The sequence below is a fragment of the Salinirubellus litoreus genome, assembly GCF_037335815.1.
GTDB lineage: Archaea > Halobacteriota > Halobacteria > Halobacteriales > Haloarculaceae > Salinirubellus > Salinirubellus litoreus.
This window is the reverse complement of record NZ_CP147841.1, coordinates 4,071,575-4,096,745: the sequence shown is the minus strand read 5'-3', so window position 1 is coordinate 4,096,745 and position 25,171 is coordinate 4,071,575. Positions and strand designations below refer to the sequence as shown.

General features: G+C 67.5%; 26 protein-coding genes and 1 pseudogene. 14 read left to right on the top strand and 13 right to left on the bottom strand.

Annotated features, from left to right (window positions below):
• Window positions 1–60: 60 nt before the first annotated feature.
• The 5 genes and pseudogenes from WDJ58_RS20510 to trkA form a co-directional block, all read right to left on the bottom strand.
• A complete protein-coding gene (locus WDJ58_RS20510; RefSeq protein ID WP_338915172.1) occupies window positions 61–1,320 on the bottom strand; it encodes an MFS transporter in 1,260 nt (419 codons plus the stop codon).
• Between the two features lie 247 nt (window positions 1,321–1,567).
• Entirely contained in the window at window positions 1,568–2,665 is a 1,098-nt protein-coding gene (locus WDJ58_RS20505) for a zinc-dependent alcohol dehydrogenase (protein WP_338915171.1), read from the bottom strand.
• 170 nt (window positions 2,666–2,835) lie between these two features.
• Window positions 2,836–4,410: a TrkH family potassium uptake protein gene (locus tag WDJ58_RS20500; protein ID WP_380661657.1), complete on the bottom strand. Its 1,575-nt coding sequence runs from the start codon at window positions 4,408–4,410 to the stop codon at window positions 2,836–2,838.
• Window positions 4,411–4,497: 87 nt separating this feature from the next.
• Window positions 4,498–5,982: a TrkH family potassium uptake protein gene (locus WDJ58_RS20495; RefSeq protein WP_338915169.1), complete on the bottom strand. Its 1,485-nt coding sequence runs from the start codon at window positions 5,980–5,982 to the stop codon at window positions 4,498–4,500.
• A pseudogene (trkA, locus tag WDJ58_RS20490) lies at window positions 5,979–7,312 on the bottom strand (Trk system potassium transporter TrkA). The gene WDJ58_RS20495 and the pseudogene trkA overlap by 4 nt, the downstream one beginning before the upstream one ends.
• 337 nt (window positions 7,313–7,649) lie before the next feature.
• Between trkA and WDJ58_RS20485 the strand changes: the two are divergent.
• The 4 genes from WDJ58_RS20485 (at window position 7,650) to WDJ58_RS20470 (ending at window position 12,649) form a co-directional block, all read left to right on the top strand.
• Window positions 7,650–9,191 carry a dockerin type I domain-containing protein gene (locus WDJ58_RS20485; protein WP_338915168.1) on the top strand — a complete coding sequence of 514 codons (1,542 nt, stop codon included), beginning with the start codon at window positions 7,650–7,652 and terminating at the stop codon, window positions 9,189–9,191.
• Window positions 9,192–9,329: 138 nt separating this feature from the next.
• A complete protein-coding gene (locus WDJ58_RS20480; protein WP_338915167.1) occupies window positions 9,330–9,458 on the top strand; it encodes a hypothetical protein in 129 nt (42 codons plus the stop codon).
• Window positions 9,459–9,870: 412 nt separating this feature from the next.
• A complete protein-coding gene (locus WDJ58_RS20475) occupies window positions 9,871–10,362 on the top strand; it encodes a universal stress protein (RefSeq protein ID WP_338915166.1) in 492 nt (163 codons plus the stop codon).
• 37 nt (window positions 10,363–10,399) lie between these two features.
• On the top strand, window positions 10,400–12,649 hold the full coding sequence (locus WDJ58_RS20470; RefSeq protein WP_338915165.1) for an amino acid permease: 2,250 nt from the start codon (window positions 10,400–10,402) through the stop codon (window positions 12,647–12,649).
• A 57-nt stretch (window positions 12,650–12,706) separates the two neighbouring features.
• Here the strand turns inward: WDJ58_RS20470 and WDJ58_RS20465 are convergent, their stop codons facing one another.
• Complete coding sequence (locus WDJ58_RS20465) at window positions 12,707–13,000, bottom strand: hypothetical protein (protein WP_338915164.1); 294 nt, start codon at window positions 12,998–13,000, stop codon at window positions 12,707–12,709.
• Between the two features lie 137 nt (window positions 13,001–13,137).
• Between WDJ58_RS20465 and WDJ58_RS20460 the strand changes: the two genes are divergently transcribed.
• Both WDJ58_RS20460 and WDJ58_RS20455 read left to right on the top strand, forming a co-directional pair.
• The gene (locus WDJ58_RS20460) at window positions 13,138–13,974 is read left to right on the top strand and encodes an RAD55 family ATPase (RefSeq protein WP_338915163.1); all 837 of its coding nucleotides are present in this window, start codon (window positions 13,138–13,140) and stop codon (window positions 13,972–13,974) included.
• A gap of 51 nt (window positions 13,975–14,025) precedes the next feature.
• Window positions 14,026–14,346 (top strand): transcription factor S, encoded by a 321-nt coding sequence (locus WDJ58_RS20455; RefSeq protein WP_338915162.1) that lies wholly within the window; start codon window positions 14,026–14,028, stop codon window positions 14,344–14,346.
• A gap of 66 nt (window positions 14,347–14,412) precedes the next feature.
• Here WDJ58_RS20455 and WDJ58_RS20450 read toward each other — a convergent pair whose 3' ends face one another.
• Both WDJ58_RS20450 and WDJ58_RS20445 read right to left on the bottom strand, forming a co-directional pair.
• Window positions 14,413–15,105 (bottom strand): hypothetical protein, encoded by a 693-nt coding sequence (locus WDJ58_RS20450; RefSeq protein WP_338915161.1) that lies wholly within the window; start codon window positions 15,103–15,105, stop codon window positions 14,413–14,415.
• A 214-nt stretch (window positions 15,106–15,319) separates the two neighbouring features.
• Window positions 15,320–15,520 (bottom strand): hypothetical protein, encoded by a 201-nt coding sequence (locus tag WDJ58_RS20445; protein ID WP_338915160.1) that lies wholly within the window; start codon window positions 15,518–15,520, stop codon window positions 15,320–15,322.
• A gap of 165 nt (window positions 15,521–15,685) precedes the next feature.
• Here WDJ58_RS20445 and WDJ58_RS20440 point away from each other — a divergent pair, with 165 nt between their 5' ends.
• Window positions 15,686–16,204: a YkgJ family cysteine cluster protein gene (locus WDJ58_RS20440; RefSeq protein ID WP_338915159.1), complete on the top strand. Its 519-nt coding sequence runs from the start codon at window positions 15,686–15,688 to the stop codon at window positions 16,202–16,204.
• Here WDJ58_RS20440 and WDJ58_RS20435 read toward each other — a convergent pair.
• Complete coding sequence (locus WDJ58_RS20435; RefSeq protein ID WP_338915158.1) at window positions 16,201–16,584, bottom strand: hypothetical protein; 384 nt, start codon at window positions 16,582–16,584, stop codon at window positions 16,201–16,203. The genes WDJ58_RS20440 and WDJ58_RS20435 overlap by 4 nt on opposite strands.
• 95 nt (window positions 16,585–16,679) lie before the next feature.
• Between WDJ58_RS20435 and WDJ58_RS20430 the strand changes: the two genes are divergently transcribed.
• Window positions 16,680–17,771, top strand: coding sequence for a deoxyhypusine synthase (locus tag WDJ58_RS20430; protein WP_338915157.1), 1,092 nt, complete (start codon window positions 16,680–16,682; stop codon window positions 17,769–17,771).
• 133 nt (window positions 17,772–17,904) lie between these two features.
• On the top strand, window positions 17,905–18,108 hold the full coding sequence (locus WDJ58_RS20425; RefSeq protein ID WP_338915156.1) for a DUF7511 domain-containing protein: 204 nt from the start codon (window positions 17,905–17,907) through the stop codon (window positions 18,106–18,108).
• Between the two features lie 252 nt (window positions 18,109–18,360).
• Here WDJ58_RS20425 and WDJ58_RS20420 read toward each other — a convergent pair whose 3' ends face one another.
• On the bottom strand, window positions 18,361–18,807 hold the full coding sequence (locus WDJ58_RS20420; protein WP_338915155.1) for a hypothetical protein: 447 nt from the start codon (window positions 18,805–18,807) through the stop codon (window positions 18,361–18,363).
• 250 nt (window positions 18,808–19,057) lie between these two features.
• Here WDJ58_RS20420 and WDJ58_RS20415 point away from each other — a divergent pair, with 250 nt between their 5' ends.
• Entirely contained in the window at window positions 19,058–19,204 is a 147-nt protein-coding gene (locus WDJ58_RS20415) for a DUF1328 domain-containing protein (RefSeq protein WP_380661655.1), read from the top strand.
• A gap of 584 nt (window positions 19,205–19,788) precedes the next feature.
• Here WDJ58_RS20415 and WDJ58_RS20410 read toward each other — a convergent pair.
• Window positions 19,789–20,745, bottom strand: a complete 957-nt coding sequence (locus tag WDJ58_RS20410; RefSeq protein ID WP_338915153.1) for a TIGR03557 family F420-dependent LLM class oxidoreductase — start codon at window positions 20,743–20,745, stop codon at window positions 19,789–19,791.
• Window positions 20,746–20,899: 154 nt separating this feature from the next.
• Here WDJ58_RS20410 and WDJ58_RS20405 point away from each other — a divergent pair, with 154 nt between their 5' ends.
• Window positions 20,900–21,862, top strand: coding sequence for an asparaginase (locus WDJ58_RS20405; RefSeq protein ID WP_338915152.1), 963 nt, complete (start codon window positions 20,900–20,902; stop codon window positions 21,860–21,862).
• 163 nt (window positions 21,863–22,025) lie between these two features.
• Here WDJ58_RS20405 and WDJ58_RS20400 read toward each other — a convergent pair whose 3' ends face one another.
• On the bottom strand, window positions 22,026–22,364 hold the full coding sequence (locus tag WDJ58_RS20400; protein WP_338915151.1) for a hypothetical protein: 339 nt from the start codon (window positions 22,362–22,364) through the stop codon (window positions 22,026–22,028).
• A gap of 134 nt (window positions 22,365–22,498) precedes the next feature.
• Window positions 22,499–22,855: a PfkB family carbohydrate kinase gene (locus WDJ58_RS20395; RefSeq protein ID WP_338917883.1), complete on the bottom strand. Its 357-nt coding sequence runs from the start codon at window positions 22,853–22,855 to the stop codon at window positions 22,499–22,501.
• A gap of 197 nt (window positions 22,856–23,052) precedes the next feature.
• On the opposite strand from WDJ58_RS20395, the gene WDJ58_RS20390 reads away from it, so the two are divergent.
• The 3 genes from WDJ58_RS20390 to WDJ58_RS20380 are packed head-to-tail and all read left to right on the top strand — an operon-like array spanning window position 23,053 to window position 25,063.
• Entirely contained in the window at window positions 23,053–24,063 is a 1,011-nt protein-coding gene (locus WDJ58_RS20390) for an SDR family oxidoreductase (RefSeq protein ID WP_338915150.1), read from the top strand.
• Window positions 24,060–24,668 (top strand): vitamin K epoxide reductase family protein, encoded by a 609-nt coding sequence (locus WDJ58_RS20385; RefSeq protein WP_338915149.1) that lies wholly within the window; start codon window positions 24,060–24,062, stop codon window positions 24,666–24,668. The genes WDJ58_RS20390 and WDJ58_RS20385 overlap by 4 nt, the downstream gene beginning before the upstream one ends.
• Complete coding sequence (locus tag WDJ58_RS20380; RefSeq protein ID WP_338915148.1) at window positions 24,668–25,063, top strand: SPW repeat domain-containing protein; 396 nt, start codon at window positions 24,668–24,670, stop codon at window positions 25,061–25,063. The genes WDJ58_RS20385 and WDJ58_RS20380 overlap by 1 nt, the downstream gene beginning before the upstream one ends.
• The last annotated feature ends 108 nt before the right edge of the window (window positions 25,064–25,171 follow it).

The window sequence follows — 25,171 nt, the reverse complement described above, 5'->3', positions numbered from 1 at the left end:
GCCCCGGCGGCGGATAAACCCCACTCGGGACGGGCGACGACGGAACGGGCCGACGGCGTATCAGTCGTCGCCGACGTGGAACGTCCGATCGAGGGGCGCGTCGGGGTGGCTCTCGACGAGCAGCCGCCAGGCGATCACCGCCCCCGCGACGGCGATGAGCGAGGAGACGAGGAACGCGACCTCGTAGGTGGCGACCGTGGCGATCGTTCCGATCACGACCGGCCCGAGCACGCCGCCGACGCCCTTGGCCGTCGAGCGGAGCCCCATGAGTTCGGACTCCCGGTCGACGGGGGCGACGTCACCGATGAACGCGACGGTGCCCGCGACCATCGCGGAGAATCCCACCCCCTTGAGGACCATGGCCGTCCCGGCGGTGACCTGGCCGACGAGGGGCGACGCCGGGAGCGTCGAGGCGGCCATGAAGAGGCCGACGAGCACGTGGCCCGCGATCCCGGCGGCGACGAGCGGTTTCCGGCCGATGGCGTCCGCGACCCGGCCGAATGTGTACATGCCGCCGACCTCGACGACCGGCGAGAGCGCCAGCAGGAGGCCCATCGCGAACTCGGAGGCACCGACCTCGGCGATCAGGAAGATCGGGAGCAGGCTCGCCATCCCGAGCCAGCTCAGGCTCCGCAGCGCCAGCGCGACGTAGAGCCACTGGAGGCCGTTCGTCGTGAGGTGCTCGCGCTCGCCGACCGCGGGGAGGAGCCGCCCACGGATCTCGGCCGCGAGCTCGGCGAGCGTCGGCTTCCCGTCGGGATCGGGGGTCGGGTCGTCGATGAGCGCGGCGGCGACCGTCGCCGTGAGGCTCACACCAGCGACGACGAGGTAGACGCTCCCCGGCGCGAGGATCCCGAGCAGGACCCCCGAGAAGAGGCGAGCCCCGGTGAAGCCGACCGAGCGGGCGCTGTTGAACGAGCCGATCGAGCGCCCGCGCCCGCTCGCCCCGCCCCGTTCGCTCACGATCGTGAGTATCACGGGGAGGAACCCCGCGGCGAACATCGAGAACGCGGTCCGCACGGCGATCGGTCCCCAGACGCCGTCGACGACGGCGAGCGGGAGGGTGGAGAGCGTGGCGAGGGCGCTCACGCCCACGAGGACCGCTCGCCGACGTCCGGTGATGTCGGCGACCGCACCCCAGACGGGAGCGAAGACGACCAGCCCGAGGAAGTACGAGGTGGTCACCAGCCCGACAGCGAGCGGCGACCCCTCCCGACCGACGTAGACGGCCATCACCGTCCCCATGAGGATGCCCGTTCCGACCTGGGCCGCCCCGGCCACGGCGGTCACCGCCCGCTGACGCACGCTCGGCGAGTTCACTGCAGAGGGCCTCGCGGACGGGGCGCTTAAATCGTCGGACCGCCGTTCCCGCGAGCCGATTCGAGAGCCACGGACGCCGACTCGCCGGACTCCCATCGGCCGGATTCTGCTCTCGATCCGTCGACGCGCTCGCCGTCGTTGTCCGCTCGAGGACGGACCGGTGTTCGTCGCCGGACGTCACGTCCCGACCCCTGCCCCGCTTCGGCTAGCGGTGTTCGGCGACCGCCCCTCGACGGACCCGTCCCGCTCACTCCGGGACGACGGTGATGTGCGTCGCCTCCTCGTCGGTTTCGCCGCCGAGTATCCGCATCGCCCGCTCGACCTCCTCGACGGTGAACGTGTGTGAGTGCATCCGGGCGAGCGGGTACTCGCCCGACTCGATGACCCGAATCGCGCGCTCGTAGGCCCACGACTTCACGCCGAGGACGCCACGGACGTCGATGTTGTCGAGGACGAGCCGATCCGAGACGAACCCGTCGACCTCCTTCATCCCCTTGAGCCCCGCGAGGACGACCGTCCCGCCGGACCGGACGGCCTCGACGGCGTCGACCACGGGATCGGTGGCGATGGGCGTGACGTCGATGGCCACGTCGACGCCGCGACCGTCGGTGATCTCGCGGACGCGCTCGACGACGTCCTCCTCCTCGACGTTCACGGTGTGGGTCGCGCCGAACTCGCGGGCGAGGTCGAGCTTCTCGGCGTCGCGTTCGAGCCCGGTGACGATCACCTCCCCGGCCCCGACCACGTCGCAGGCGACGGTGCTGGCGAGCCCGCGCTGGCCCGGTCCCAGGATCAGCACGGAGTCGCCGGGATCGACACCTCCGACGCGGTAGGCCCACTCGAACCCCGCGCCGAGCGGGTTGAACAGCACCGCCTCGTCCCGCGGGAGGTCCTCGGGGAGTCGGTGGACGACGGTGTTCGGCCGGAGGTGCATATACCCCGAGTACCCGCCCCAGAGCCCGCTCCCGACCGTCGTCGGCGTGAACGCGTACATGAACCGGTTGTCACACAGCGGGTACTCGCCCTCGACGCAGCGGGGACAGACTCCGCAGGGCGCGAACGGCTCGACGGCGACGCGGTCGCCCTCGGAGACACCCCACGTCTCGCTCGCCTCCGCGCCGATCCGCTCGACGTGCCCGATCGGTTCGTGGCCGGGGATGCAGGGGTACTCGACCAGCCCCGTCTCCGCGAACTCCCCCTGGTACTGCTCCCAGTCGCTCCCGCACATCCCCGAGGCCTCGACCGCGAGCAGCGCCTCGCGCTCCCCGACCGACTCGGGGACCTCGAAATCCTGTAGCTCTATCGTCCGGTCACCCGTCTGGACCGCCGCGCGTGTCTTCACCATGGCCGTGATACCGGTCGGTGCTCGTCCGGTCGGCGTATAGTTCGTTCCCTCCCACGCCCGGTTCGGGGCGCACCCGGGACCACGGGCGACCGTTCGGGGTCGGGGCCGGGAGGGGCTTTGGTTCGACGACGCTCGACCCCCCCCTCGATCGTTCCCGGCGCTCGTGTCGCTCACGACCGCCAGTAGGCCCCCGTCAGGAGGACGAACACGGGGAGGATCTCCAGCCGACCGGCCCACATCAGGAACACCATGAGCAGCTTCGAGAGGGGCGGGAACTGGAGGTACGACCCGAAGGGGCCGAGCGAACCGAACCCCGGGCCGACGTTGCCGAGGGTAGCGGCCACCGAACTCATCGCCTCGAGGGCGTTCACCTCGTAGCCCGCCCCGGCGACATCGACGCTGACGAGGAACGTGGCGACGAAGAACAGAACGACGTAGAGGACCGTGAAGCCGTACACGCCCCGGATCGCCCGCTCGTCGATGACGTTCCCCCCGAGCCGGATCGGCTGGACGGCCGACGGGTGGGTGGTGGTGAACAGCTCCCGCCGGATGGCCTTGACGACGATGACCCAGCGGACGATCTTGATGGCACCGCCGGTCGATCCGCCCGAGCCGCCGACGAACATCGCGAACAGGAGGAGGTACTTCCCCGACTCGCCCCACTGTGCGAAATCGCTGGTGGCGTAGCCGGTGGTGGTGACGATGCTGACGACCTGGAATGCGGCCTGGCGCAGCGAGTTCTCGAGTTCGCCGAGGGTCGTGCCGCCGTACTCGAGGGTCGGGGCGATCCCGGTGAAAAGCAGCGCGGCCAGCACTCCGGTGAGGGCGGCCATGATCCCGACGTAGGCGCGGAACTCCGGGTCGCCCGTGAGCTTCCGTGGGTTCCGGTTCGAGAGGTGCCAGAACAGCGCGAAGTTCGTCCCTGCGAAGACCATGAACGGGATGATCGCCCACTGGACGGCGGCGTTGAACGCCGCGATCGATCCCGCCTCCGGGGAGAACCCGCCGGTCGGCATCGTCGTGAGCGGGTGCGCGACGGCGTTGTAGAGCCCCATGTTCGGCGCGAGTCCGGCGAGGTGAAGCCCGTAGAGCAGGCAGAACTCGGCGACGGTGAACACGAAGTACGCCACCCAGAGGACGCGGGCGGTCTCGGCGATCCGGGGGGTGAGCTTCTCGATGCCGACGCCGGGCGCTTCGGCGTCCATCAGCTGTGCGCCCCCCACCGAGAGCTCGGGGAGGATGGCGACGGCGAGGACGACGATGCCCATGCCGCCGAGCCACTGGGTGAGCTGTCGCCATATCAGTATCGCGTGCGAGTGCGTCTCGAAGGAGATGTCGCCCATCACCGTCGCGCCGGTCGTGGTGAACCCCGACATCGACTCGAACAGCGCGTTGATCGGGTTCCCGAGCGTCGAGGCGGGCGACGTCGGCGCGAGGAGCCCCGGGACGCCGTGGGCCGCCACGAGATACGGGAGCGCGCCGACGACCGAGACGAGCAGCCACGTCGCCCCGACCATCAGGAACCCCTCCCGGGCCCCCAGGTCGGGGTCGGGATCGAGCCGTTCGAGCCCGGCCCCGAGGAGGAAGGCAGCGGCGGCGCTGACGGCGAAGGTGGGCGCGTCCCGCCCGTAGGCGAGCCCGACGACCAGCGGGACGAGCAGGGGGATCGAGAGATACTTGATGACCGTGCCGACGAGGCTCGTCGCCGTCCGCCACTCGACCCTGACCCCGCCCCCGTCCGGCAGGCGACCGAGGGACACGTCGAGGGGGACAGAGCCACCAGCTATCAATCCACCGTTACCGCGCCGGTGCGCTCCACGGTCGCGCGTCGCTCACGACCGCCAGAACGTCGGCGTCAGCACCACGAGGACGGGGACGATCTCGATGCGGCCGACCCACATCAGGACGACGAGGACCCACTTCGTCGTCGCCGAGAGCCCCGCGTAGGAGCCGTAGGGGCCGGCGACGCCGAACGCAGGGCCGATATTCAAAAACGTCGCGGCGGCGATGCCCATCGCGTCGAACTCGGTGATCCCCAGATCGGAGCCCGACGTCTCTACGACGACGAACACCGTCAGGAACGCGAAGATCAGCAGCGAGAGGACGACGTAGGCGTTGACGTCGCGGATGGTCCCCTCGTCGACGACGGTCCCACCCACACGGATCGGGCGGATCGCGTCGGGGTGGATCTCGGTGAACAGGTCCCTGCGGAGGGTCTTGACGACCACCAGCCACCGAAACGACTTGATCGAGCAGGTGGTACTCCCGGCCATCCCGCCGACGAACATCCCCAGGAACAGGAGGTGTTTGGCGGCCGGCGACCAGAGGTCGAAGTCGACCGTCGCGTACCCCGTGGTGGTGACGATGCTCGTCACCTGGAACACGGCGTGGCGGAGCGTCGGCTCGATGGGGCCGAACCCGATGTCGACCTCCAGGACGACGAACAGGAGCGCGGAGGCCGCGGCGACGACACCCAGGTAGAACCAGAGCTCCTCGGACTGGCGGAGCCGGTTGAACCGTCCCCGGACGAGCGCGTAGAGCAGGACGAAGTTGGTCGCCCCGACGAGCATCGCCGCGATGATCACCCACTGGACGGCCGGGGAGAACGCGCCCACGCTCTCGGGCTCGGGTGAGAACCCCGCGGTCGAGATCGAGGTGAGCGCGTGGGCGACCGCGTTGTACGGCCCCATCTCCGGGGCGAGACCGACGAGGTTGAGCGCGAGGAGGACGGCGACGACGAGCGCCGTCATCGCGACGTAGAGTCCGCCGATGAGCCGTGCCGTCTGGGAGATACGTGGGGTGAGCTTCGTGACGTCCTGTGTCTGGGTCTCGGTCTCCATCAGCTGCGCGCCGCCCACCTCGAGCTGTGAGAGCAGCCCGACCGCGAGCACGAGGATGCCGAGCCCGCCGAGCCACTGGACGAGCTGTCGCCAGAACAGCAGCCCACGGGGGTGGGTCTCGAATGAGACGACGACCGTCGCGCCGGTGGTGGTGATGCCACTCATCGACTCGAACACGGCGTTGACGGTCGAGCCGAACACGCCCGTCCCGACCAGGTAGAACGGCACCGCGCCGACGAACGCGACGACCAGCCACGTGAGCGAAACCATGAGAAACGCCTCACGGATGCCGATGTCCTGCCGGGGAAGCCGCTCCAGACCGAGGCCGATGACGAGCGAACCGGCCGCGGGGGCGAGAAAGGGGAGGGTCGACTCGCGGTAGAGGAGCGCGACGGCCGCCGAGAGCACGAGCGGGACCGCGAGCGCCTTCGTGACGGTTCCGACGAGACTGGCGACCGTTCGCCAGTCGACGCTCATAGGGCCGCCGTGAGCGCGTCGACGACCGCCGTGTCGGCGAAGAGGACCACGTGGTCCCCTTCCCGGACGACCGTGTCACCGCGCGGGGTGATGAGCTCCCCGCCCCTGGTGATCGCCCCGACGACGACCCCCCCGCGGGAGCTCGGAGACGAACTCCCCGATCGAGCGCCCGGCGATCGAGCTGTCGGCGTCGATCTCGACCTCCATCACCTCGGCTCGGTCGCCGTCGATGAGCGAGACGTTCTCCGCGCGGCGGGCCCGGGTGAACCGGGTGATCTCCTCGGCGGTCGCCTCGCGGGGCGAGACGGCGACGTCGACGCCGACCGCCTCGAACAGGTCGGCGAACGCCCCGGTGTCGACGACGGAGACGGTGCGGTCGACGCCGAGCCGCTTGGCGAGCAGGGTCGCCAGCAGGTTCTGCTGGTCGTTCTCCAGGGTCGCGAGGAGGACGTCGGCTTCGCCGATACGTTCGCGTTTGAGGAACGCCTGGTCGGTCGCGTCGGATTCCAGTACCGTGGTTCCGGGGAGCTGCTCGGCGAGCCATCGGGCTCGTTCCGGGTCGCGCTCGACCAGCCGCGGTTTGAACCCGCGCTGTTCGAGCAGCTGGGCGACCTGGAAGCCGACCTCGCTGCCGCCGACGATGACGACGTCCTTCGGCCGGCTCTCCTCGGGGGAGATGGCCGCGGAGAACTCCCGGGCGTCGTCGGGCGAGCCGATGACGACCACCTCGTCGCCCGGCTCGATCGTCGTCTCGCCGCCGGGGATGACGATCTCGTCCTCGCGGATGATGGCGGCGAACGTGAGCGAGTCGAAGCGGTCGGCCTCGCTGACGGTCTGGTTCGCCACCGGCGAGTCGGCGGGGATCTCGAACTCGGCCATCTGGACGAGCCCGTCGGCGAACGTATCGACGTCCCGGGCGGTCGGGAGGCCGATGACGCCGACGATGGCCTGTGCCGCCAGCAGATCGGTACAGACCATGAAGTCGACGCCGAACGCTCCCCTGGCTCTGCTCCCAGGTCTCGAGGAACTTGGGCTGTTTGACCCGGGCGATGGTGAACGCGTCACAGCAGACCGCCGCCGTCCCGCAGATCACGATGTTCGTCTCGTCGACGTCCGTGCTCGCGATAAGCATGTCCGACTCGCCGATCCCTGCCTCCCGGAGCACGTCGAGGTCGGTCCCGTCGCCGTGAATGGCGAGCACGTCCTGATCGTAGGTGAGTTCGTCCACGAGCGAGGCGTCGCTGTCGATGACGACGACGTCGTGGCCGTCAGCGAGGCTGGCCGCGATACTCGATCCGACCTCGCCGGCACCGACGATCACGACCCGCACGGGAACCCCTCCTGCATGGACACGCCGTGGGGACCCGCCCACAAGTCGATTTCCATCCCTTCGGCACGGTCGTACTACGTTAAGCGTTGATTGTAGTGCCGCACGGCGGTTAGTGAGTTCACGCCCCGGTCGACCATCGATCTGATCGATCCACTGAGCGCCCTCGATTCGGCGGGTGAACGGACCGGTCTGAACAGTAACAGAATCGAGCGGGAAGAGGGTGCACCAGTAGCTCCAGGGAATTCCCCCAAGTCTGGCGGTTTCTGCTCCGATCGACACGATCCTGCGCACCCGGGAGAAGTACTAAGTGAGTCTGTGATTGTATTTAGTACGAAAAATGACACCTGGGGGAAATATTGGGCCCGTCGGGCGGAGGCAGATCCTCCGTACTCTCGGGAAAGCGGGTGCTGGTGTCGGCATCGCCAACACGGGAGCGGCGGATCGAGCGGGAGACGGCGAAGCCGTAAGCGGCCTGTTCCGCGCTCTCGGGATCGGGAGCACCGACGAGCGGGGCGTCGACGAGGAGGCAATAGACCAACACGGAGCGCGGAACGCCGAGGGGAGGCGCGATCTCGGGATCCAGCAGCAGTCGGGGTGGAACCGGTTCTTCAACCACGGGCTGGAGGACCTGATCCCTGATACCGAGGCCAACGGCGGCGGCTGCCTGATCGAGTTGGGCGACAACAAGAGCGTGAAGAGATTCGACGCCGAGGGCAAGAAGGGATGGGAGACGTCGTACGAAACGTACATAGATGATCTGATCCCGGTCAGCGAGGCAAACGGTGGGGGATACCTGGTCGCCATCGATGGGGAACTCCTACGCCTGGGCCGAGATGGATCGCCCCAGTGGCGGCAAAACTACGATGAAGACGGCGTAGGTCGATATATTTCCGCCATCACCGAGGCAGGATCGAACGGGTTCCTGGTCGGAGGCGGCACATCCATCGACGACATCGGCGTGAGCTGGGTCGCGAAACTAAGCGAGGACGGCGCGGTAACGTGGGAGCTCAGGAAGGGCCTCCACGGTAGTCCGGGGGTGTACGGTGAGGGCGTCTACGATGTTCACAGGGCGACGGATGGTGGGTATCTGATAGAGACCGAGAGGAGGCACACCATCGTGTTGGCCAAGATCGACGAGACCGGGGCACTCGTGTGGAGCCACCAATTCGGCGGCGAGGAGATCTTTGTAATGGATGATGACTCGAGCTTCGCCGAGAAGGATTATACAGGTCGTCTGGTCAGAGTGACCGCCGAGGGCACGATAACATGGCAAAAGTTGTTCGTGCCCGACCAGATTCTGGAGGGCGAAGACGGGTACCTCTTCGCGAGATGGCTGGGCTGGAAGAACATCGTGGAGCTGTTCCGGCCTCATGGGGGGCGGCAGTGGTGGCGAGAGTACGACCAGCGCTATACGGCCGTGGAGGCCGATCCGGACGGCTACGTCCTCTTCGGGGACGACACCGTACGGAAGATAAGCGGGGCCGGAGCGAACGAGTGGGAACGGCCGCTCTACCTCCCCACCGACATCGAGTACCTCTCCCACCTGGACGACGGGGGCTATCTCCTCGGTGGAATCGACGAGAGCAGGGATCAGACCTGGAGCTGGATCGCGATGCGGGGGAACCTCGCCGGCGGCCTCGCGGTACTGCCGGACGTCGACGGGGACGGCAACCCCTCCCGGAATCCGGGCGGTGGCCGCCGCTTCGAGGACGTCAACGGGGACGGGAGCACGGACGTCGGTGACGCCCAGGCGCTGTACGAGAACCGCAACTCCCCGGGGATCCAGATCAACCGCGAGCTGTACGACTTCAATAACGACGGAGAAGTGAACGTGGGGGACGCCCAGGCGCTGTTCGCCGAGGTCACCGAGGAGGACTGACCGATCGGCGGGCAGGATGGCCGAGAGGTCCTGAAGCCGTTCCCGTGGACCGGGATCTGCGACGCGAACCTACCCCAAAGGTGAGGCAGTAGCCCGGGGCACCGGCCGAGGGACCCGAAACGGCCGAGACGGTTCGTCGTGCTCGCACGGTACACGCTTCCCTCGTACCTGCACGTGCCGACCGTCGAGCGGATGGCGGCGAGCGCCTCGATGCGCTGGTGTGAGCGGCGAACGGCCGACCCCGAGCTCCGCTGGCGCCACTCGTGATCGGGGACCGGGGTCACGTCGAGGGTGTCTCCGGGGTGACTGTCGACGCGAGTCGGGACGCAACCCGAAGGGTCCGCCCGAGTGCGCACCGGTCGTGTTTAGTCGAGCGCTGATCGGTCGCAGTCCGGCGGCTCGTGGGTCCGAATTCCGAATGGTCGATGCGTGTTCGAACCGCCGAACGCCGACGATTCGGTGGGGTGAACGAACCAGCCCGAACGCTGGTAGAAACGAGCCGAAAAGCGGTGAACCAGAACCCCGGAGAGTTCGCTCTCCGCCCGGCGATCTCAGCTCCAGTTGGCCCCACCGGCGGCACCGTGCGAACCGTTAAACCCCATCCGGTCGGAGCCTCTGCTATGAGACCGTCGCAGACCGCCGTACACGAACGACCGCCTCCCGGCGGAGGTGAGGGGCCGTGACCGGCAGGGATCCGCTGCTCGCCCGCCCGCTACTCGCGGTGGCGAACGCCCCCGACGCCGAGGCGTCGGCCCGGGCGCTCGCGCCCTACGTGGACGACCCCGAGCGGGTCGTCGCCGTCAACGTCGTCGAGAAGGCCGGGGGCGCACCCGACAAGGCGCCGATGGAGGAGGTCGAGGCCGAGGCCGAACGGGCGTTCGACGCCATCCGGAGCGTACTCGGGCCCGTCGAGACCGACATCCGATACGGTGTCGACGTCGTCGAGACCATCCTCGAGGCCGGTCGGGCGCACGACGCATCGGCCATCGTCTTCACGCCCCGCTCGGGCGGGCGGCTCGTCCGCCTGCTCACCGGGGACGTCACTCTCTCGCTGGTCACGGAGGCCGACCGGCCGGTCGTCGCGCTGCCCGACCCGGGGACGGACCAGGAGACGACGGCCGACCGCTACCGCGTCGACGAGGAGGACGCGGACCCGGACGCCGAGGAATGAGACAGGACCCCCCATTCCCGGCGGGAGGTGACCGCTCGTGAGCGGCGGCGACGAGGAGCTCGCGAAGGACCTCGGCCCGCTCGCCGCGCTGACCATCGGCGTCGGGACGATGATCGGCGCGGGCATCTTCGTCCTGCCCGGCGCGGCCATCTCCGAGGCTGGGTGGTTCGCCGTCCTCTCGTTCGTGCTCGGCGGGGCGATCGCGCTCCTGACGGCCCTCTCGGCGAGCGAGCTCGGGACGGCCATGCCCAAGTCCGGCGGGGCGTACTACTACGTCAACCAGGGGCTCGGCCCGCTGTTCGGATCCATCGCGGGCTGGGCCAACTGGCTCGGCCTGGCGTTCGCGAGCGCGTTCTACATGGTCGGGTTCGGCCAGTACATCTCGAACATCGTCGGCGTGACGGGGGGGATCGACCTCGGGTTCGTCGTCGTGACGTGGGTGAAGCTGGTCGCGCTCGCGGGCGCGGCGCTGTTCGTCGCGGTCAACTACGTCGGCGCGAAGGAGACCGGCCGGCTACAGAACGTCATCGTCATCATACTGGTGGCGATCCTCGCGGTGTTCACGACCGTCGGGGCGCTCCGCGCCGACCCCGCGAACCTCCCCGCCGGGACGGGCCTGACGCCGATGCTGACCACGACGGGGCTCATCTTCGTCTCCTACCTGGGGTTCGTCCAGATCACGAGCGTCGCCGAGGAGATACAGGACCCCGGCAAGAACCTCCCCCGTGCGGTCATCGGGAGCGTCGTGCTGGTGACGGTCATCTACGCGCTCGTGCTGATCGTGATGGCCGCCGCGGTCGAACAGGGGTTCATCGCCGGCCTCGCACCCAACGAGATCGCCGTCGTCGAGGTGGGTAGATTGATCCTCGGGCCGATCGGGGCGGTGGCGCTCCTGATCGGCGGCCTGCTCGCGACGGCCTCGAGCGCGAACGCGAGCATCCTGGCCTCCTCGCGGATCAACTTCGCGATGGGGCGCGATCGGATCGTCAGTCCGGAGCTCAACGAGATCCACCCCCGGTTCGGCACCCCCTACCGTGCCATCGGCATCACGGGGGCGCTGATCCTCGTGTTCATCGCCGTCGCGCCGATCGAGACGCTGGCCTCGATGGGGAGCGTCCTCCACCTCGTCATCTACGGGCTGCTCAACATCGCGCTCATCGTCTTCCGTGAGGCGGACGTCGAGGACTACGACCCCTCCTACGAGGTGCCGCTCTACCCGATCACCCCCATCGTGGGGACGCTCGTCTCGTTCGCGCTCATCGTGTTCATCGCGCCGCTGGTCATCGCGCTGAGCGCGGTGCTGGTGTTCGGGGCGGTGCTCTGGTACCTGTTCTACGCCCGGTCGCGGACGACGCAGGGCGGCGTCCTCGCCGACTACATCCTCTCGCGGGCCGACCGGATGCCCGACCGGGCGGTCTCGGCCGCGGAGTCGGTCCAGCCCGACGGCGGGGAGTTCCGGGTGATGGTGCCGCTCGCGAACCCCGAGAACGAGACGGACCTCATCAGCCTGGCGAGCGCCGTCGCCAAACAGCGCGGCGGGACCGTCGACGCCGTCCACATCGTCACGGTGCCGGATCAGACGGCGCTCGAGTACGCCGCGGATCACCTCGACGAACACGAGGCGGACTACCACGCGGTGCTCGACGCGGCGAAGGCCGACGCCGAGACGTTCGGCGTCGACATCGAGACCCACACCATCGTCTCGCACCGCGGCGTCGAGGAGATATACGACGCCGCGCGCACCCACGACGCCGACATGGTCGTGATGGGCTGGGGCGCGGGGAGCGGCTCGCGGGCCGAGTCCAGCATCGACGAGATAACCGGGGACATCCCGTGTGACTTCCTCGTCCTGAAGGACCGGGGGTTCGACCCGGATCGGGTGCTCGTCCCGACCGCGGGCGGCCCCGACTCGGATCTCTCGGCGGCCATCGCGAGACACCTCCGTGCGGAGTTCGGCTCCGCGGTGACGCTGCTGTACGTCGCCGACGAGGGCGAACGCGAGAGCGGGGAGGCGTTCCTCGCCGGGTGGGCCGAGGAGCACGGCCTCGGGGACGTCGAACTCCGCGTGGAGACGGGCGACGTCGAGGCGGCCATCGAGCGCGCCGCCGCGGACGCGACGACGGTGATCTTCGGGGCGACCGAGCGCGGCCTGCTCAGGCGGCTGGTCTCCGGGTCGCTCGTCATGGACGTCGTCGACGACGTCGACTGCTCGGTGCTGCTGGCCGAGCGGGCGCGCAAGCGCTCGATCCGCGAACGCCTGTTCGGGCTCGGCAAGGATCAGGACTGAGCGCGGGCTTCCGGACGGATCGGGGCACGCCGGCGGCGGGCGGCTTTCGCGTCGTGCTCAGGCCGCGAGGATCGTGGTCGCGTCGAGGCGACCCATATCCTCGGTGACGTGCCGGAGGAGGACGAGGAAGTCGGCCGCACGTTCGGGATCACCGTCGCGGAGACCGTCCGCCGCGTCGGAGCCGAACCGCCTGGCGTCTCGGACGAGAGCCGGATAGGGGGCTCGATCGAGCATCGCGAGAGCACCGGAGAGGAGCCCGGTCGCACCGACGGGATCCGCCGCCGCCACGCGGGCGATCGCCTCGTCGACCGCCCAGATCGCTTCGTCGTACGGGACGTCTTCGTGCCGCATGGTACCTGTTGGCGCTCCGAGGAGATGAACTGATCGCCACCGCATGGCGGGGTTCGCGGGGACCCCACCCTCGACGGGCGGGGGTCCGGGCGTGAGTCCAGTAGGAGGTTTTTACCGACCGGTCACGGACGGAACGCATGGAGCGTATCCCGTTCGGTATCCGACGCCTCGACAACACCATCGGTGGCGGGGCACCGGCCGGCAGCGTCGTCCTCGTCTCGGGGGAGGCCGGAGCGGGTGCCCGGGAGTTCCTCTACACGAGCGCGGTGATGAACGGGCTCGTCGAGGGCGACCCGGAGCTGTTCGACGTCTACTACGGCGACATCGACGAGACGGCCGGGGCTCCGTCGGCGGTCCACTACGTCTCGTTCACGGCCGACGAGCGACAGGTCAGAGCCGAGATGAGCCACGCGCTCGACACGGAACTGGTCGACGCCGCCAGCGAGGAGGTCCACTTTCACGACCTCTCGGCGGAGTACTTCAGGCTCTCGCCGGTCCCCAGGGAGTGGTACGGGGCCCGGACCGCGAGCGTGGCCGACCTCGGCGCGAACGACGACCGGACCTCCGTTTCGGAGGCGCTCGGGACGCAGCTGACCGAGAACGCCGCGGACAACCTGATCGTGATCGACTCGATCACCGACCTCGTGACCGCCAGCGGGGGCGAGATCGACTGGGAGGACATCCCGGTCATACTGAAGGGGATGGCGCGGGCGGCGTTCGACTGGAACGCACTCGTCCTCGCGCACGTCAACCACGAGACGCTCACTCCACAGCAGCACGGCCAGCTCATCGACGCCGTCGACGGGACCCTGCTGTTCGAGTGGGAGTCGGGCGGTTCCGCACGCGCACGGACGATGGTCGTCAAACAGTTCCGGGGCGTGCTCTCGCGGATCGAGGAGGAGGACATCGTCCGCTTCGAGACGGAGATCGGCGAGGCCGGGTTCGACATCAGCGACGTCAGGAAGATCCGGTAGCGCTCGATCGCTCCGGGCCGCTTTTGTCGCTCCGGTCGCTACTTCGAGGACATGCAGTTCTGCCCCGACTGTGGCTCGCTGATGCACGCCCAGGGCGACGTCATGGTCTGTTCGTCCTGCGGGCGGGAGGTCGAGAAGGACCAGGAGACCGCCGAGCAGTACGTCTCCACGGAGGAACAGACCCACGACGACGTCATCGAGTCCGACCCCGCGGCCGCCGACGAGGGCAAACCCACCGCCGAGGTCCGGTGTGAGGAGTGTGGCAACGACCGCGCGTGGTACACCATCAAGCAGACGGGGAGTGCCGACGAACCACCGACCCGATTCTTCAAGTGTACCGAATGTGGGCACCGGTGGCGGGGGTACTCATGAAATCACCTTTTCCCGATATTGAACTGATCAGCTCTACGCTTCCAGGCTCTTGGACTACAATATAGATTAGAATCTGGAATTTGTTTCCATTGATGAACGACAGACTATCTGGGGGTCTAATCCGTACTTTTCTGATACTGATTTAATTAGTTGGAGTCTCCAAGATCGGGATGACGGGGCCAACCGAACTTCTTTGATTAGTGTGCTAGGTTCAAGAAAAAGATGGTGTCGCTTGACTGGCTCAAGATTACCCTCCACGATATCTTTTGCTGGAAAGATGGCATCAACGTCGTCATTGTCATTTGCCTCTATTAGTGGAGGATTTCTAATTACTGCTCGGAGTTCCTGCTCTTGCTTGAATTCTCTCCGCTTGTAAAATAAGGGTACGACAGGATGGTCTGCACGAATTATATCCTCATCGTAGTTAATGTATTCTACCCTGCCAATATACACGCCTTTTGACTCGTCTTCAACAGCATTGATGAGGTCGCCTACAGTTGATTTGATTACAACTCCTTTCTGAGAGTATTGTTCCCACATAGATGCTGATTCATGATTAGCAACGTGCCAGCAGTTCAGAAATGAGGTCTTCCGAAGAGCCTTGTAGATTGTTGAGAGAGACTTCGTGTCTATAGATGTTTCATCACGAAACTGGGCATCTCGGATATCGATATTGGGATGGGGCATCGAACCCTCATGGTCATCAGCAAATAGATCTGCTCTGTTGAAATATAGAAATGAGTTATCTAGAATCGACATATACTGCCAAATATCTAGATAGCGCCATATAGTGGTACTTCTATTCGGTGTTTTGATAGCCGGGTCTTGCTGATAGGGCATTGGTTGTGGAAAGCTATCGTCAGTAGCTGTATCTACCTATTGGGACCTGTATTTTTAACTGGTTAGATTTCACCAATCCATATCGGATATAGGCTAACGAAGCGAATAATATAGTGCAAAAAAGTCGTGATATCTATACTCGTTCGTCACGGCCCTCGTCGACGGTCTCGGAGAGGGACGTCCCCGATGCGACCGTTCGCCGGAACGCCTTGAAGTCGTCCGGCGACTCGTGAGTGGCGAGGTGGTCCCGCATCCGTTCGCGGAGGCCGCTCGTTTTGGCCTCGTCCAGAAGCCAACGACCGGCCGTTTCGAGGTCGTCCGCGGTGTCGCTCATACCTACCGCACGGGTCGCCGTCGGTAAAACGGTTTGCAGGACGAGAGTGTCTCAGCACGAGCGGAATCAGGCGAATCTGCGTCGAGAATCCGTATCCAATAACTACTCCGGCACGATAGCCTCCGGTAGAAACGCTCATCCACGGCGAGCCACAAGCGAGTCCGAGTGAGCGACACAGCATCCGGGGGGAGACGCGTCGAGGTCCACCCCGACAGGTACGCGGTCGTCGACTTCGATCCCTCGCTCACGTTCGAGTGCGTCGACGAGTGCACCTGGTGCTGTCACCACGGCGTTCTCCTCTACGAGCAGGACCTGCTGGAACTCGCGTCACGGGAGTCGATCAGCGGCGTCGTCGAGCAGTTTCGAGGGAATGACTTCGTCCGAAAGGAGGAGAAAAATAGAGAAGAACACGTCGGCGAGGACGGGATGGCGTGTTACTTCCTCCGGAACGACGGGCTGTGTGCGCTCCACGCCGAGCACGACTGGAAGCCCACGCGGTGTTCGGTGTTCCCGCTCGCGGTGTCGGTCGAGGACGGCGAGATACACGCCGGCGTGCGCGACAGCGCCCACGAGCACTGCGAGGGACTGGGCGTCTCCGAGCGACGGGTGATCGACCACCTCGACGCGTTCCTCCCCGAACTGCTGTGGGATCTCGACGATCCGGAGAGCGACGTCGAACTCTAGCGGTCCCGCCGGACCCGGTAGTAGGTGTAGCTGTCGTCGCCGCGCTCGATGGTCTTCGACTCGACGTACCCCTCCGATTCGAGCTCGTCGAGCGCGGACTTCACCCGACCCGAGCGCCTGAAGACGGTCTCGTTCAGCCGACCCAGGAACCGCTCGAACATCCCGTGGTCGGGCGCGGCGGGCTTGTTCTCCGAGGGGTCCTCCCCGGCGATGGCGTCGCCGGCCACCTCGCGTGCGTACACCTTCGCCAGCTCGTCGGCGGTGTAGGCCTTCTCCGGGTTGAGTTCGAGGAACTCCAGCAGCCGCTCCTTGACGGCGCTGTCGGGCTCGACCTCGGCGTCGGTCCGGCCCGACGTCCACTCATCGGGTCCGATGGGCATGCCCGGAGGGTCGTTCCCCGGGGGTAAAACCTCCCCGGACCGGCGGGTCGCGACCGTACCGGGCGGTTCAAGCGCCCGCGGACGGAGGTCGAAGCATGACCGGCGACGAACGGGAGCAGGACGACGAGAGCGGTGGGGAGAGCGGTGAATCCGACCACACGGGACCCCACCGCGAGGAGTTCGCTCACGACCCCGTCGAGCACGCGCGGGTCGGGGCGGGGATGTCCGTCGCGGACCTGATCGAACAGTACGGCCGGGCGGGTATCGGCGCTGCGGACCTCGACGAGGCGGTGGAGGTGTACGCCGAGATGCTCGGCGACCCCGAGGTGACGAACTTCTTCGGTCTCGCGGGCGCGATGGTCCCCGCCGGGATGCGCCGTATCGTCTCGGACCTCATCCGCGAGGGTCACGTCGACGCGCTCGTCACGACGGGGGCGAACCTCACACACGATTCGATCGAGGCCATCGGCGGCAAGCACCACCACGGTCGGGACGTCCAGCCCGAAAAGACGATGCGCGAGCACGACGAGCAGTTGCGCGACGAGCAGGTCGACCGCATCTACAACGTCTACCTCCCACAGGAGCACTTCACGCTGTTCGAGGAGCACCTCCGAGTGGAGGTGTTCCCGACGATCGAGGAGCGCGCTTCTGCCGACGACACGGACGGGCCGGACGGGACGGTGAGCATCGCCGAGTTCACCCGCGAACTCGGGCGGGCGAACGCCGAGGTGAACGATCGCGAGGGCATCGAGGAGGATCCGGGCATCGCCGCCGCCGCGTACGAACACGACGTCCCGGTCCACGTCCCGGCCATCCAGGACTCGGTGCTCGGGCTCCAGGCGTGGCTCCGCTCGCAGGTCGCCCCGTTCACGCTCGACGCGCTCGCGGACATGACGCCGCTGAACGACCTCGCCTACGACGCCGAGCGGGCGGGCGCGATGGTCGTCGGCGGGGGCGTCCCGAAGAACTACGTCCTCCAGACGATGCTCGTCACGCCGGGCGCGTACGACTACGCCGTCCAGCTGACGATGGATCCCCCCCAGACGGGCGGGCTCTCGGGGGCGACGCTCGACGAGGCCCGCTCGTGGGGCAAGCTCCGCAAGGAGGCCCGGAACGTCTCCGTCTACGCCGACGCCACCCTCACGTTACCGCTCGTCGTCGCGGGCGCGCTCGACAGGATCGAGTGACAGCCGCCGGACCGCCCCGAAGCGCCGATCTCAGAGTGAAACCGGGGGACACGAGCGGACCCGGTGACGGCAAAATCGAATCCGTAGTGGTCCCGCGGGTTCATATGGTGACCCGTCGGATCGGGAGACGAACATGAGCACGCGCGACCCGGGAGCGGAACACGAGTCGGTGCCCGAAGCGTACGGGAAGTTCCCGACGTTCGAACTGTCGTGTGCGGTCGACGACGAGGACGCCCGGGAGGTGACGATCTTCCCCAGCGACGAGTCGGCCGACGTCTGTACCCGCTGGATCACCGTCGACCTGGATTACGCCGTTCCGCTCGAAGACACCCTCTAAACCGGTCCGGTCGACCGCCTCTCTCCTGCACTCTCGATTCGTTTCCGAGAACGCGGCATCGGTGCCGTCACCGCTACTGCGTCGGACTCATTATCACGCACCTCGAACGCTCGACCGGCCGATGACGAGACGCGGTTCCGAGCCGCGGTGGCGCGTGGCCGTGACGAACCCTATGAGTGCCGAGGCCCCCAAACGCTCACGGTAGACCGGAGCCGTGACTCCGCGCCGAGTCGCTGCCACGTCGGGGTCCAGTCAGGGGCCGTCGTCCGGGACGCCCCGTACGAGCGCACGTTCGGCGTACCAGAAGAGGGAGAAATCCTGCGGGCTGGGTATTGCGCAGGCCAGCCAGCCGATCATGGCTACAGTCAGGTACGGATTCCCGGCCTGGGCCGGGTCGGGCAGCACGCCGGAGAGGACGAGCATGAGCGGCATCGTCATGACGAAAGGGGCGAGCGCGGCGACCCGAAGCCCCCACGCCGGACAGTCCCGGGAGAGTCGACGCGGCCTGACCCTGGCCCAGCCACCGACGAGGCTCGCCCGGAGGGTTCCAGCGTGGGAACGGGCCGGCAGCCACTCGACCTCGTACGGAACGGCGAACGCACGCAGAACCGCTGCGTGTGACAGTTCGTGTACGACCGTCCCCGCGACGACGGCGGCGAACAGGACGACTCCGATCCCGGCGAACTCTATCGGATTCACGGTGTGGCGCTCCGCATTTCTGATCGAAAGCGGCGGAGTCGATGATTCAATTTGTCGGCTGTATCCAGCGGTGAGCACCCCGGCGGTCTTCGCTCGCTCGTGCTCGACTCTTGCGAGGGCAAGCAGAGGGGCCTTGTTGGCCCTCTACACACTCTCGTCCGTATGAACCGAAACGTGGAACAGGGATCCGACGACATCCAGGGACGTCTCATTACCGCGGTCACGATCGAAGGGAGGCGATAGGATGGCAATACTCGAACTGGCGATCGCGTTTGTCGTCCTGGCACTCATCGCCGGTGTGCTCGGGGCGGGCGGCATCGCCGGTATGTCGATGAACATCGCGAAGTGGCTGATCATCGTGTTCATCGTCCTGGCGGTGTTGTCGCTGGTCATCTGACGGGCGAGCAGATGTCGGACCCACGGCGTCGCCATTCAACGGGGCCGCCCCGTTGTGCCCCACCCCAGAGACATCTTCGTTTCAGGCTGGCCGACCGGACGTGTCCCCCTTGCCCCCGTCGGGAGTCACGTCCGAGTCGTCGACTCCGCTCTCGTCGCAGAACGTAGTGTCGGTCACGTCGGCTACGTGTCCACCGCTCACCGTCGCCGTGACCCCGCTGTTCTCGTCCCCGCAGTCCAGTGTCGCGCGGTCGAGCCGGATGTCGCCTCCGGAGGATACCCGCTCGGTCGCTAAGTTCCCTCGCGTTCGAGGCGATCGCGGGACCGTCCTGGAGAGCACGTCGGCGGCAGTCTCGACGGTGACGCCCCCCTGGTGGAGATTCCGGCGTTCCGGGTGTCGACCGCTCTCCGCTCCCGGACTCGACCCACTATCCCCACAGGAGCCGCTTCACGCGTGGAGGATCTCTCCCAGGGCTGACGAGGGTGGCAACGGACTCTCGGACTGGAGGATAGTGGAGGGATGGACGGATCGGCGGGTCCCGAGCCCGCGGCGACGACTCGGATCCAGCCCTGGCACGGTCTCGACTACGTGAACGAGGGGAGGATCTCCTCCTCGTACATGTCGATCAGCGCCGCCTGATCGTCGCCGATCTGGTGGGTGTAGACGTGGTCGTAGCCGGCGTCGATGGCTTCCTGGATGCTGTCGATGTGGACCTGGGGGTCCTGGCTCGTCATGATGCTCCCCTCGGCGATGTCCTCCTTCGAGACCATCTCGACCGCCTGCTCGAAGTGCGCGGGCGTCGGCAGGACGGTGTTCATCTCCCCCGTCAGCCCGGAGTTGGGCCAGATCTCGCAGGCGGTCTCGACGGCCTCCTCCTCGCTGTCGGCGACGCACGCGTGGAGCTGACAGAGCCGGGGCCCCTCGCCCCCGGCCTCCTCCCAGGTCTCGACGACCTCCTGGGGGCCGACGGACCAGAACCCGTCGCCGAACCCCGCCGCGGCCCGGGCCGTCCGCTCGCCGTACGCGGAGACGGGGATCGTCGGCTCCTCGTCGGGGAGCGTGTAGAGCCTCGCGTTCTCGACGGTGTAGTGCTCCCCGTAGTGGCTGATCGTCTCCCCGGTCCAGAGTTTCCGAATTATCTCGACGGCCTCCTCGAGCATCTCCAGGCGGACGGAGTGCTCGGGCCACTTGTCGCCGAGCACGTGCTCGTTCAGGGCCTCACCCGTTCCGACGCCGGCGTAGAACTCGCGACCGTCGAACATCGCGGCGGCGGTGGCGGCGGCCTGGGCGTAGACCGCGGGGTGGATGCGCATGATCGGCGCGGAGACGCCGACCCCGACGTCGATCTCGTCGGTCGCCGCCGCGACCCCGCCGAGGGTCGACCACACGAACGGGGCCTCGCCCTGTGCGCTGATCCAGGGGTGGTAGTGGTCCGAGATGGAGAGGAAGTCGAACCCGGCCTCCTCCGCCATCCGCGCGTGCTCGACCATGTCGTTGGGACTGTGCTCCTCGCTCGACAGCGTGTAACCCAGGTCGGTCATCGTGAAACTGGAGTGGCGGTCCCGCGGGACCTGATCGATCTACGGTCCTCGGGCGAGTAAGACCACGGCCGGCCTCTGAAGGGTCCTCTTGTGTGGTGTGTACCCGCCTGGGCCCGACCGACCGTTTATATCCACGTCGGGAGAGTGCCGGTGCATGTCCATCGTCGTGGTTTCGACGGGCGGGACGATCGCATCGACCGCGGACGGAGGCGGGGACGCGACCGTCTCGCTCTCGGGCGAGGACCTCGTGAGCGCCGTCCCGGAACTGGAGTCGGTCGCCGACGTCGAGGTTCGGGAGTTCTCGAACGTCCCGAGCCAGTTCCTCACGCTCGAGCACTGCTACGACCTCCTCGAGGTCGTCCGCGAGTACGACGCCGACCCGTCGGTCGACGGCGTCGTCGTGACCCAGGGCACGAACACGATGGAGGAGTCGTCGTACTTCGTCGATCTGTGCTACGACGGCGACACGCCGGTCGTGTTCACGGGCGCGATGCGGAACCCCTCGCTTCCGAGTCCCGACGGCCCGATGAACCTCCTCGCGAGCGCCCGCGTCGCGACGGACGACCGCGCCGGGGAGATGGGGGTTCTCGTCGCGTTCGGCGAGCGCATCCACACCGCCCGGGACGTGAGCAAGTTCCACACGATGAGCACCGACACCTTCCGCTCGCCCGAGTTCGGCCCCCTCGGGACGGTCGACGAGGACCGCGTGGTGTGGCGTCGCTGGCCCGAGAACCCCGATCCCACCCTCGATCCGGACCGGGACGCGCTTCGGCGGGACGTGGAGACGGTGACCGTGACGATGGACATGACCGACACACAACTGCGAGCCGCGAGGGAGAGCGCGGGTCTCGTCCTCGGGACGATGGGGGCCGGACACGTCCCCGAGCGTATCATCGACGGGCTTCGGGCGGTCCGGGAGGCCGACGTGCCCGTCTTCGCCACCCACCGCGGCTCGGAGGGCCGGCTCCTGCGCGACCGATACGGCTACCCCGGAAGCGAACACCTCCTCCAGGAGCTGGACTGTTACTACAGCGATCTGAACCTCCAGAAGACGCGCGTGAAGGCCATCGTCGCGCTCGCGGCCGACGCGCTCGGCGAGGCGTTCGAGCGACCGTAGCGGTCCGTCAGCGTGGATGGACGAGTTCGTCACCCGCGTCCGCGTTCGATCGTCCGAGAACAGACAGTCCTCTCCCGGCCCGCGAGATACGAGGCGCGAAGCGACCATCCGGTAGCGGCGACCTCAGTGAACTCGAACGGGCACGACGAATCGAGTGTCACTCTCACTCGTGCTCGATACTGAGTCCGTGCTCCCGGCAGAACTCCTCTAGCTTACCCAGGAGTTCGTTCGACTCGCCCGACTCGGTCCCCCAGTCGTGTTGTAAGAGGCCCGCACCCCCGCCACCGGAGACGACGGCGACCTCGCAGGTGGTATGGTCGACGAGCTCGAAGATCGTGGTCGTCTGGAGGTTCGAATTCGTCCGGAAGTAGTACTGCTCGGTGACGATGACGGCGAATCCGTCCCCGCCGTAGTCGACGCGCTTGTTCTGCGGGAACCCCCGAACCGCGCTCGGCAGTTCACCGACCGTTTCCCCGTGAACGGTGAATCTGACTTCCTCCATGCTATCGGCTATACGACGTGGACACCAAGTCGTCCCCGCTTCTCAAGCGCGCCCGCGAGGGCGACCTGCCGCCTTCTCGCGCTCGCTTCGACCGACGGCGTACCGAACGATGTGGTACTGATGGTCTCGCGCGGTCACACGTTCGGGATCACCTCGTCGCCGAACCGCTCGATCGACCGTATCGCCGCCTCGTGGGGGAGGCCGGGCCACATCGACCGGGCGACGACGCCGTTGCCGCGCTCGACTACTGCGAGTTCGCCGGCCTTCCCGACGATCCACGCGCCCAGTTCGGCGGCCTCGGCCCGGTCGAGCCCCTGGACGAGGAGTGCGGCGATGACCCCCGCCATCGTGTCGCCCGTGCCGATGACCGACAGCACCGCCGAGCCGCTCTCGTTCGTCGACCGCTCCCCGTCCGCGACGACGGCGTCGGACTCCCCCTTCGAGAGGACGACCGCGTCGGTCGCGTCCCCGGGCCGAACGTCGCCGTCCAGTGCGACGATCGGAGCGACCGGCGGCGACCTTCGACCCCGCTCAGACGTACAGATCGGGGGTTCCGCTTGCCCTCGCAGGCATTATCGGTATTGACGGTCGGCGGGATAGCGAACCGCATGAGAGAGGACCGTCGATCGGAACGTCTCGGAGGTAGTGGCACCGACGAGCGCCCGGGTACGACCGGAGGCGCTGACGTATGAACGCGGCGACCGAGGAACTGAGCGCCGAGGTCGTGGTCGTGACCGGCGCGACGTCGGGCGTCGGGCGGGCGACCGCGAAGGAGTTCGCCAAGCACGGAGCCAGGGTCGGGCTCCTCGCACGGAGCGACGACGGTCTCGACGGCGCGGTCGAGGACGTCGAGGCCGCCGGCGGTCGGGCGCTGGCGGTCGAGACCGACGTGACGGACTACGAGCAGGTCGAGGCGGCCGCGGAGGAGATCGAATCCGAACTCGGCCCGATCGACGTCTGGGTGAACAACGCGATGACGACCGTCTTCTCGCGGGTCCCCGACCTCGACCCCGAGGAGTACGAGCGGGTGACCGACGTCAACTACCACGGGACCGTCTACGGGACGCAGGTCGCCATCGACCGGATGCGCGAGCGCGACGAGGGCTCGATCGTCCAGGTCGGCTCGGCGCTCGCCTACCGGGGTATCCCGCTCCAGTCGGCGTACTGCGGGTCGAAACACGCCATCCAGGGGTTCACGGAGTCCCTGCGGACGGAGCTGCTCCACGACGACAGCGGCATCGAGCTCACGATGGTCCAGCTACCCGCCGTGAACACGCCGCAGTTCGAGCACAGCCGGTCGCACATCGACGAGCACCCACAGCCCGTCCCGCCGATCTACCAGCCGGAGGTCGCCGCCGACGCCGTCTACTGGGCCGCCCACCACCAGCGCCGGGAGCTCTACGTCGGTCGGCCCGCCGTGAAGACCATCTGGGGCAACAAGCTCGTCCCGAGCTTCGTCGCGGAGTTCCTCGCGCGGACCGGCTTCGACTCGCAGTTCTCGGACCTGCCGTACGACCCCGACCGACCCGATAACCTGTTCAGTCCCGTCCCGGGTGATCCCGGCGCGCACGGGGCGTTCGACGACCGGGCGGTCTCGAACAGCCTCCAGCTCGAACTCTCGAAGAACAGGCGGGAGATCGGCGCGGGGGCCGTGCTCGGCCTCCTCGCGCTCGTCATCGCGTGGGTGTCCGACGGATGAGCGAGGGGAGAGCGGACGACGCGGAGGTGAGCGGAACGGACGACGAGGACCACCGACCACCGGGGTGGGACACCAACCCCTCGGCGTGGGGCGAGCGGCTCCCGCTCGTCGCGCTCGCGGCCGTCGGCGTCGCCATCTCCACGTATCTCGCGCTCTTCCAGTTCGGCGTGCTCAAGACCGTCTGGGAGCCGTTCTTCGGGGGCGGCAGCCGGACCATCCTGACCTCGAGCGTCTCCCACGTGTTGCCGATCCCGGACGCGGCGCTCGGCGCGTTCAGCTACTTCCTCGACGTCGTCACGGGGATCATCGGCGGCGAGGAGCGGTGGCGGACCCGTCCCTGGGTCGTCATCATCTTCGGGCTGGCGGTCGGCCCGCTCGGGGCGATCAGTATCCTGCTGGTGATCCTCCAGCCGGTGATGTTCGACGCCTGGTGTACGCTCTGCCTGCTCTCGGCGCTCATCTCGCTCGCCATGATCAGCCCCGCGCTCGACGAGATGCTGGCGAGCCTCCAGTACCTCCGGGCGGTCCACGACGAGGACGGCTCGGTCTGGGCAGCCTTCTGGAAGGGGACGCGCCGCGAGTCCGTGGCCGGAGGTGGGGTCTGATGCTCGGCGTGATCCGCAACGCGTGGGCGCAGGTCCTGAGCATGTTCCTGGGCTTCTGGCTGATGGCCGCGCCCGCGGTCCTCGGTTACGGCGGCACGCTCGCCGACGCCCACCGCATCGTCGGACCCATCGCGGCCGCCTTCGCGCTGATGGCCGTCTGGGGCCACATGCGACCGCTGCGCTGGACGAACGTCCTCTTCGGCGCGATAGTCGTCGTCGCGCCGTTCGTGGTCGGCGTCGGGACCGTCGTCCTCGCCCACAGCGTCGTCGTCGGCCTCCTGCTCGTCGGCCTCTCGTTCGTCCGCGGCGAGGTCACCGAACGGTACGGGGGCGGGTGGTCCTCGGTCCGGACCGGCGACGTCGCCGGATCCGACGAGGACTGGCTCGTCCGGTGACCCGGCCCGCCGCTCGGGCGCTGGCTCCGAAGCTCGGCTCCTACGCATCGGACGATTTCGGCGCTTTCGACGCCGATCGGATAGCGACGGGAACGGGGAGAAGGGGAA

Coding starts and splice junctions, on each gene's coding strand:
- WDJ58_RS20505 (WP_338915171.1), bottom strand. CDS start 2,665: ATGGTGAAGACACGCGCGGCGGTCCAGACGGGTGACCGGACGATAGAG.
- WDJ58_RS20495 (WP_338915169.1), bottom strand. CDS start 5,982: ATGAGCGTCGACTGGCGAACGGTCGCCAGTCTCGTCGGAACCGTCACG.
- WDJ58_RS20485 (WP_338915168.1), top strand. CDS start 7,650: ATGACACCTGGGGGAAATATTGGGCCCGTCGGGCGGAGGCAGATCCTC.
- WDJ58_RS20465 (WP_338915164.1), bottom strand. CDS start 13,000: ATGCGGCACGAAGACGTCCCGTACGACGAAGCGATCTGGGCGGTCGAC.
- WDJ58_RS20460 (WP_338915163.1), top strand. CDS start 13,138: ATGGAGCGTATCCCGTTCGGTATCCGACGCCTCGACAACACCATCGGT.
- WDJ58_RS20455 (WP_338915162.1), top strand. CDS start 14,026: ATGCAGTTCTGCCCCGACTGTGGCTCGCTGATGCACGCCCAGGGCGAC.
- WDJ58_RS20450 (WP_338915161.1), bottom strand. CDS start 15,105: ATGTCGATTCTAGATAACTCATTTCTATATTTCAACAGAGCAGATCTA.
- WDJ58_RS20445 (WP_338915160.1), bottom strand. CDS start 15,520: ATGAGCGACACCGCGGACGACCTCGAAACGGCCGGTCGTTGGCTTCTG.
- WDJ58_RS20435 (WP_338915158.1), bottom strand. CDS start 16,584: ATGCCCATCGGACCCGATGAGTGGACGTCGGGCCGGACCGACGCCGAG.
- WDJ58_RS20430 (WP_338915157.1), top strand. CDS start 16,680: ATGACCGGCGACGAACGGGAGCAGGACGACGAGAGCGGTGGGGAGAGC.
- WDJ58_RS20425 (WP_338915156.1), top strand. CDS start 17,905: ATGAGCACGCGCGACCCGGGAGCGGAACACGAGTCGGTGCCCGAAGCG.
- WDJ58_RS20410 (WP_338915153.1), bottom strand. CDS start 20,745: ATGACCGACCTGGGTTACACGCTGTCGAGCGAGGAGCACAGTCCCAAC.
- WDJ58_RS20405 (WP_338915152.1), top strand. CDS start 20,900: ATGTCCATCGTCGTGGTTTCGACGGGCGGGACGATCGCATCGACCGCG.
- WDJ58_RS20400 (WP_338915151.1), bottom strand. CDS start 22,364: ATGGAGGAAGTCAGATTCACCGTTCACGGGGAAACGGTCGGTGAACTG.
- WDJ58_RS20390 (WP_338915150.1), top strand. CDS start 23,053: ATGAACGCGGCGACCGAGGAACTGAGCGCCGAGGTCGTGGTCGTGACC.
- WDJ58_RS20385 (WP_338915149.1), top strand. CDS start 24,060: ATGAGCGAGGGGAGAGCGGACGACGCGGAGGTGAGCGGAACGGACGAC.
- WDJ58_RS20380 (WP_338915148.1), top strand. CDS start 24,668: ATGCTCGGCGTGATCCGCAACGCGTGGGCGCAGGTCCTGAGCATGTTC.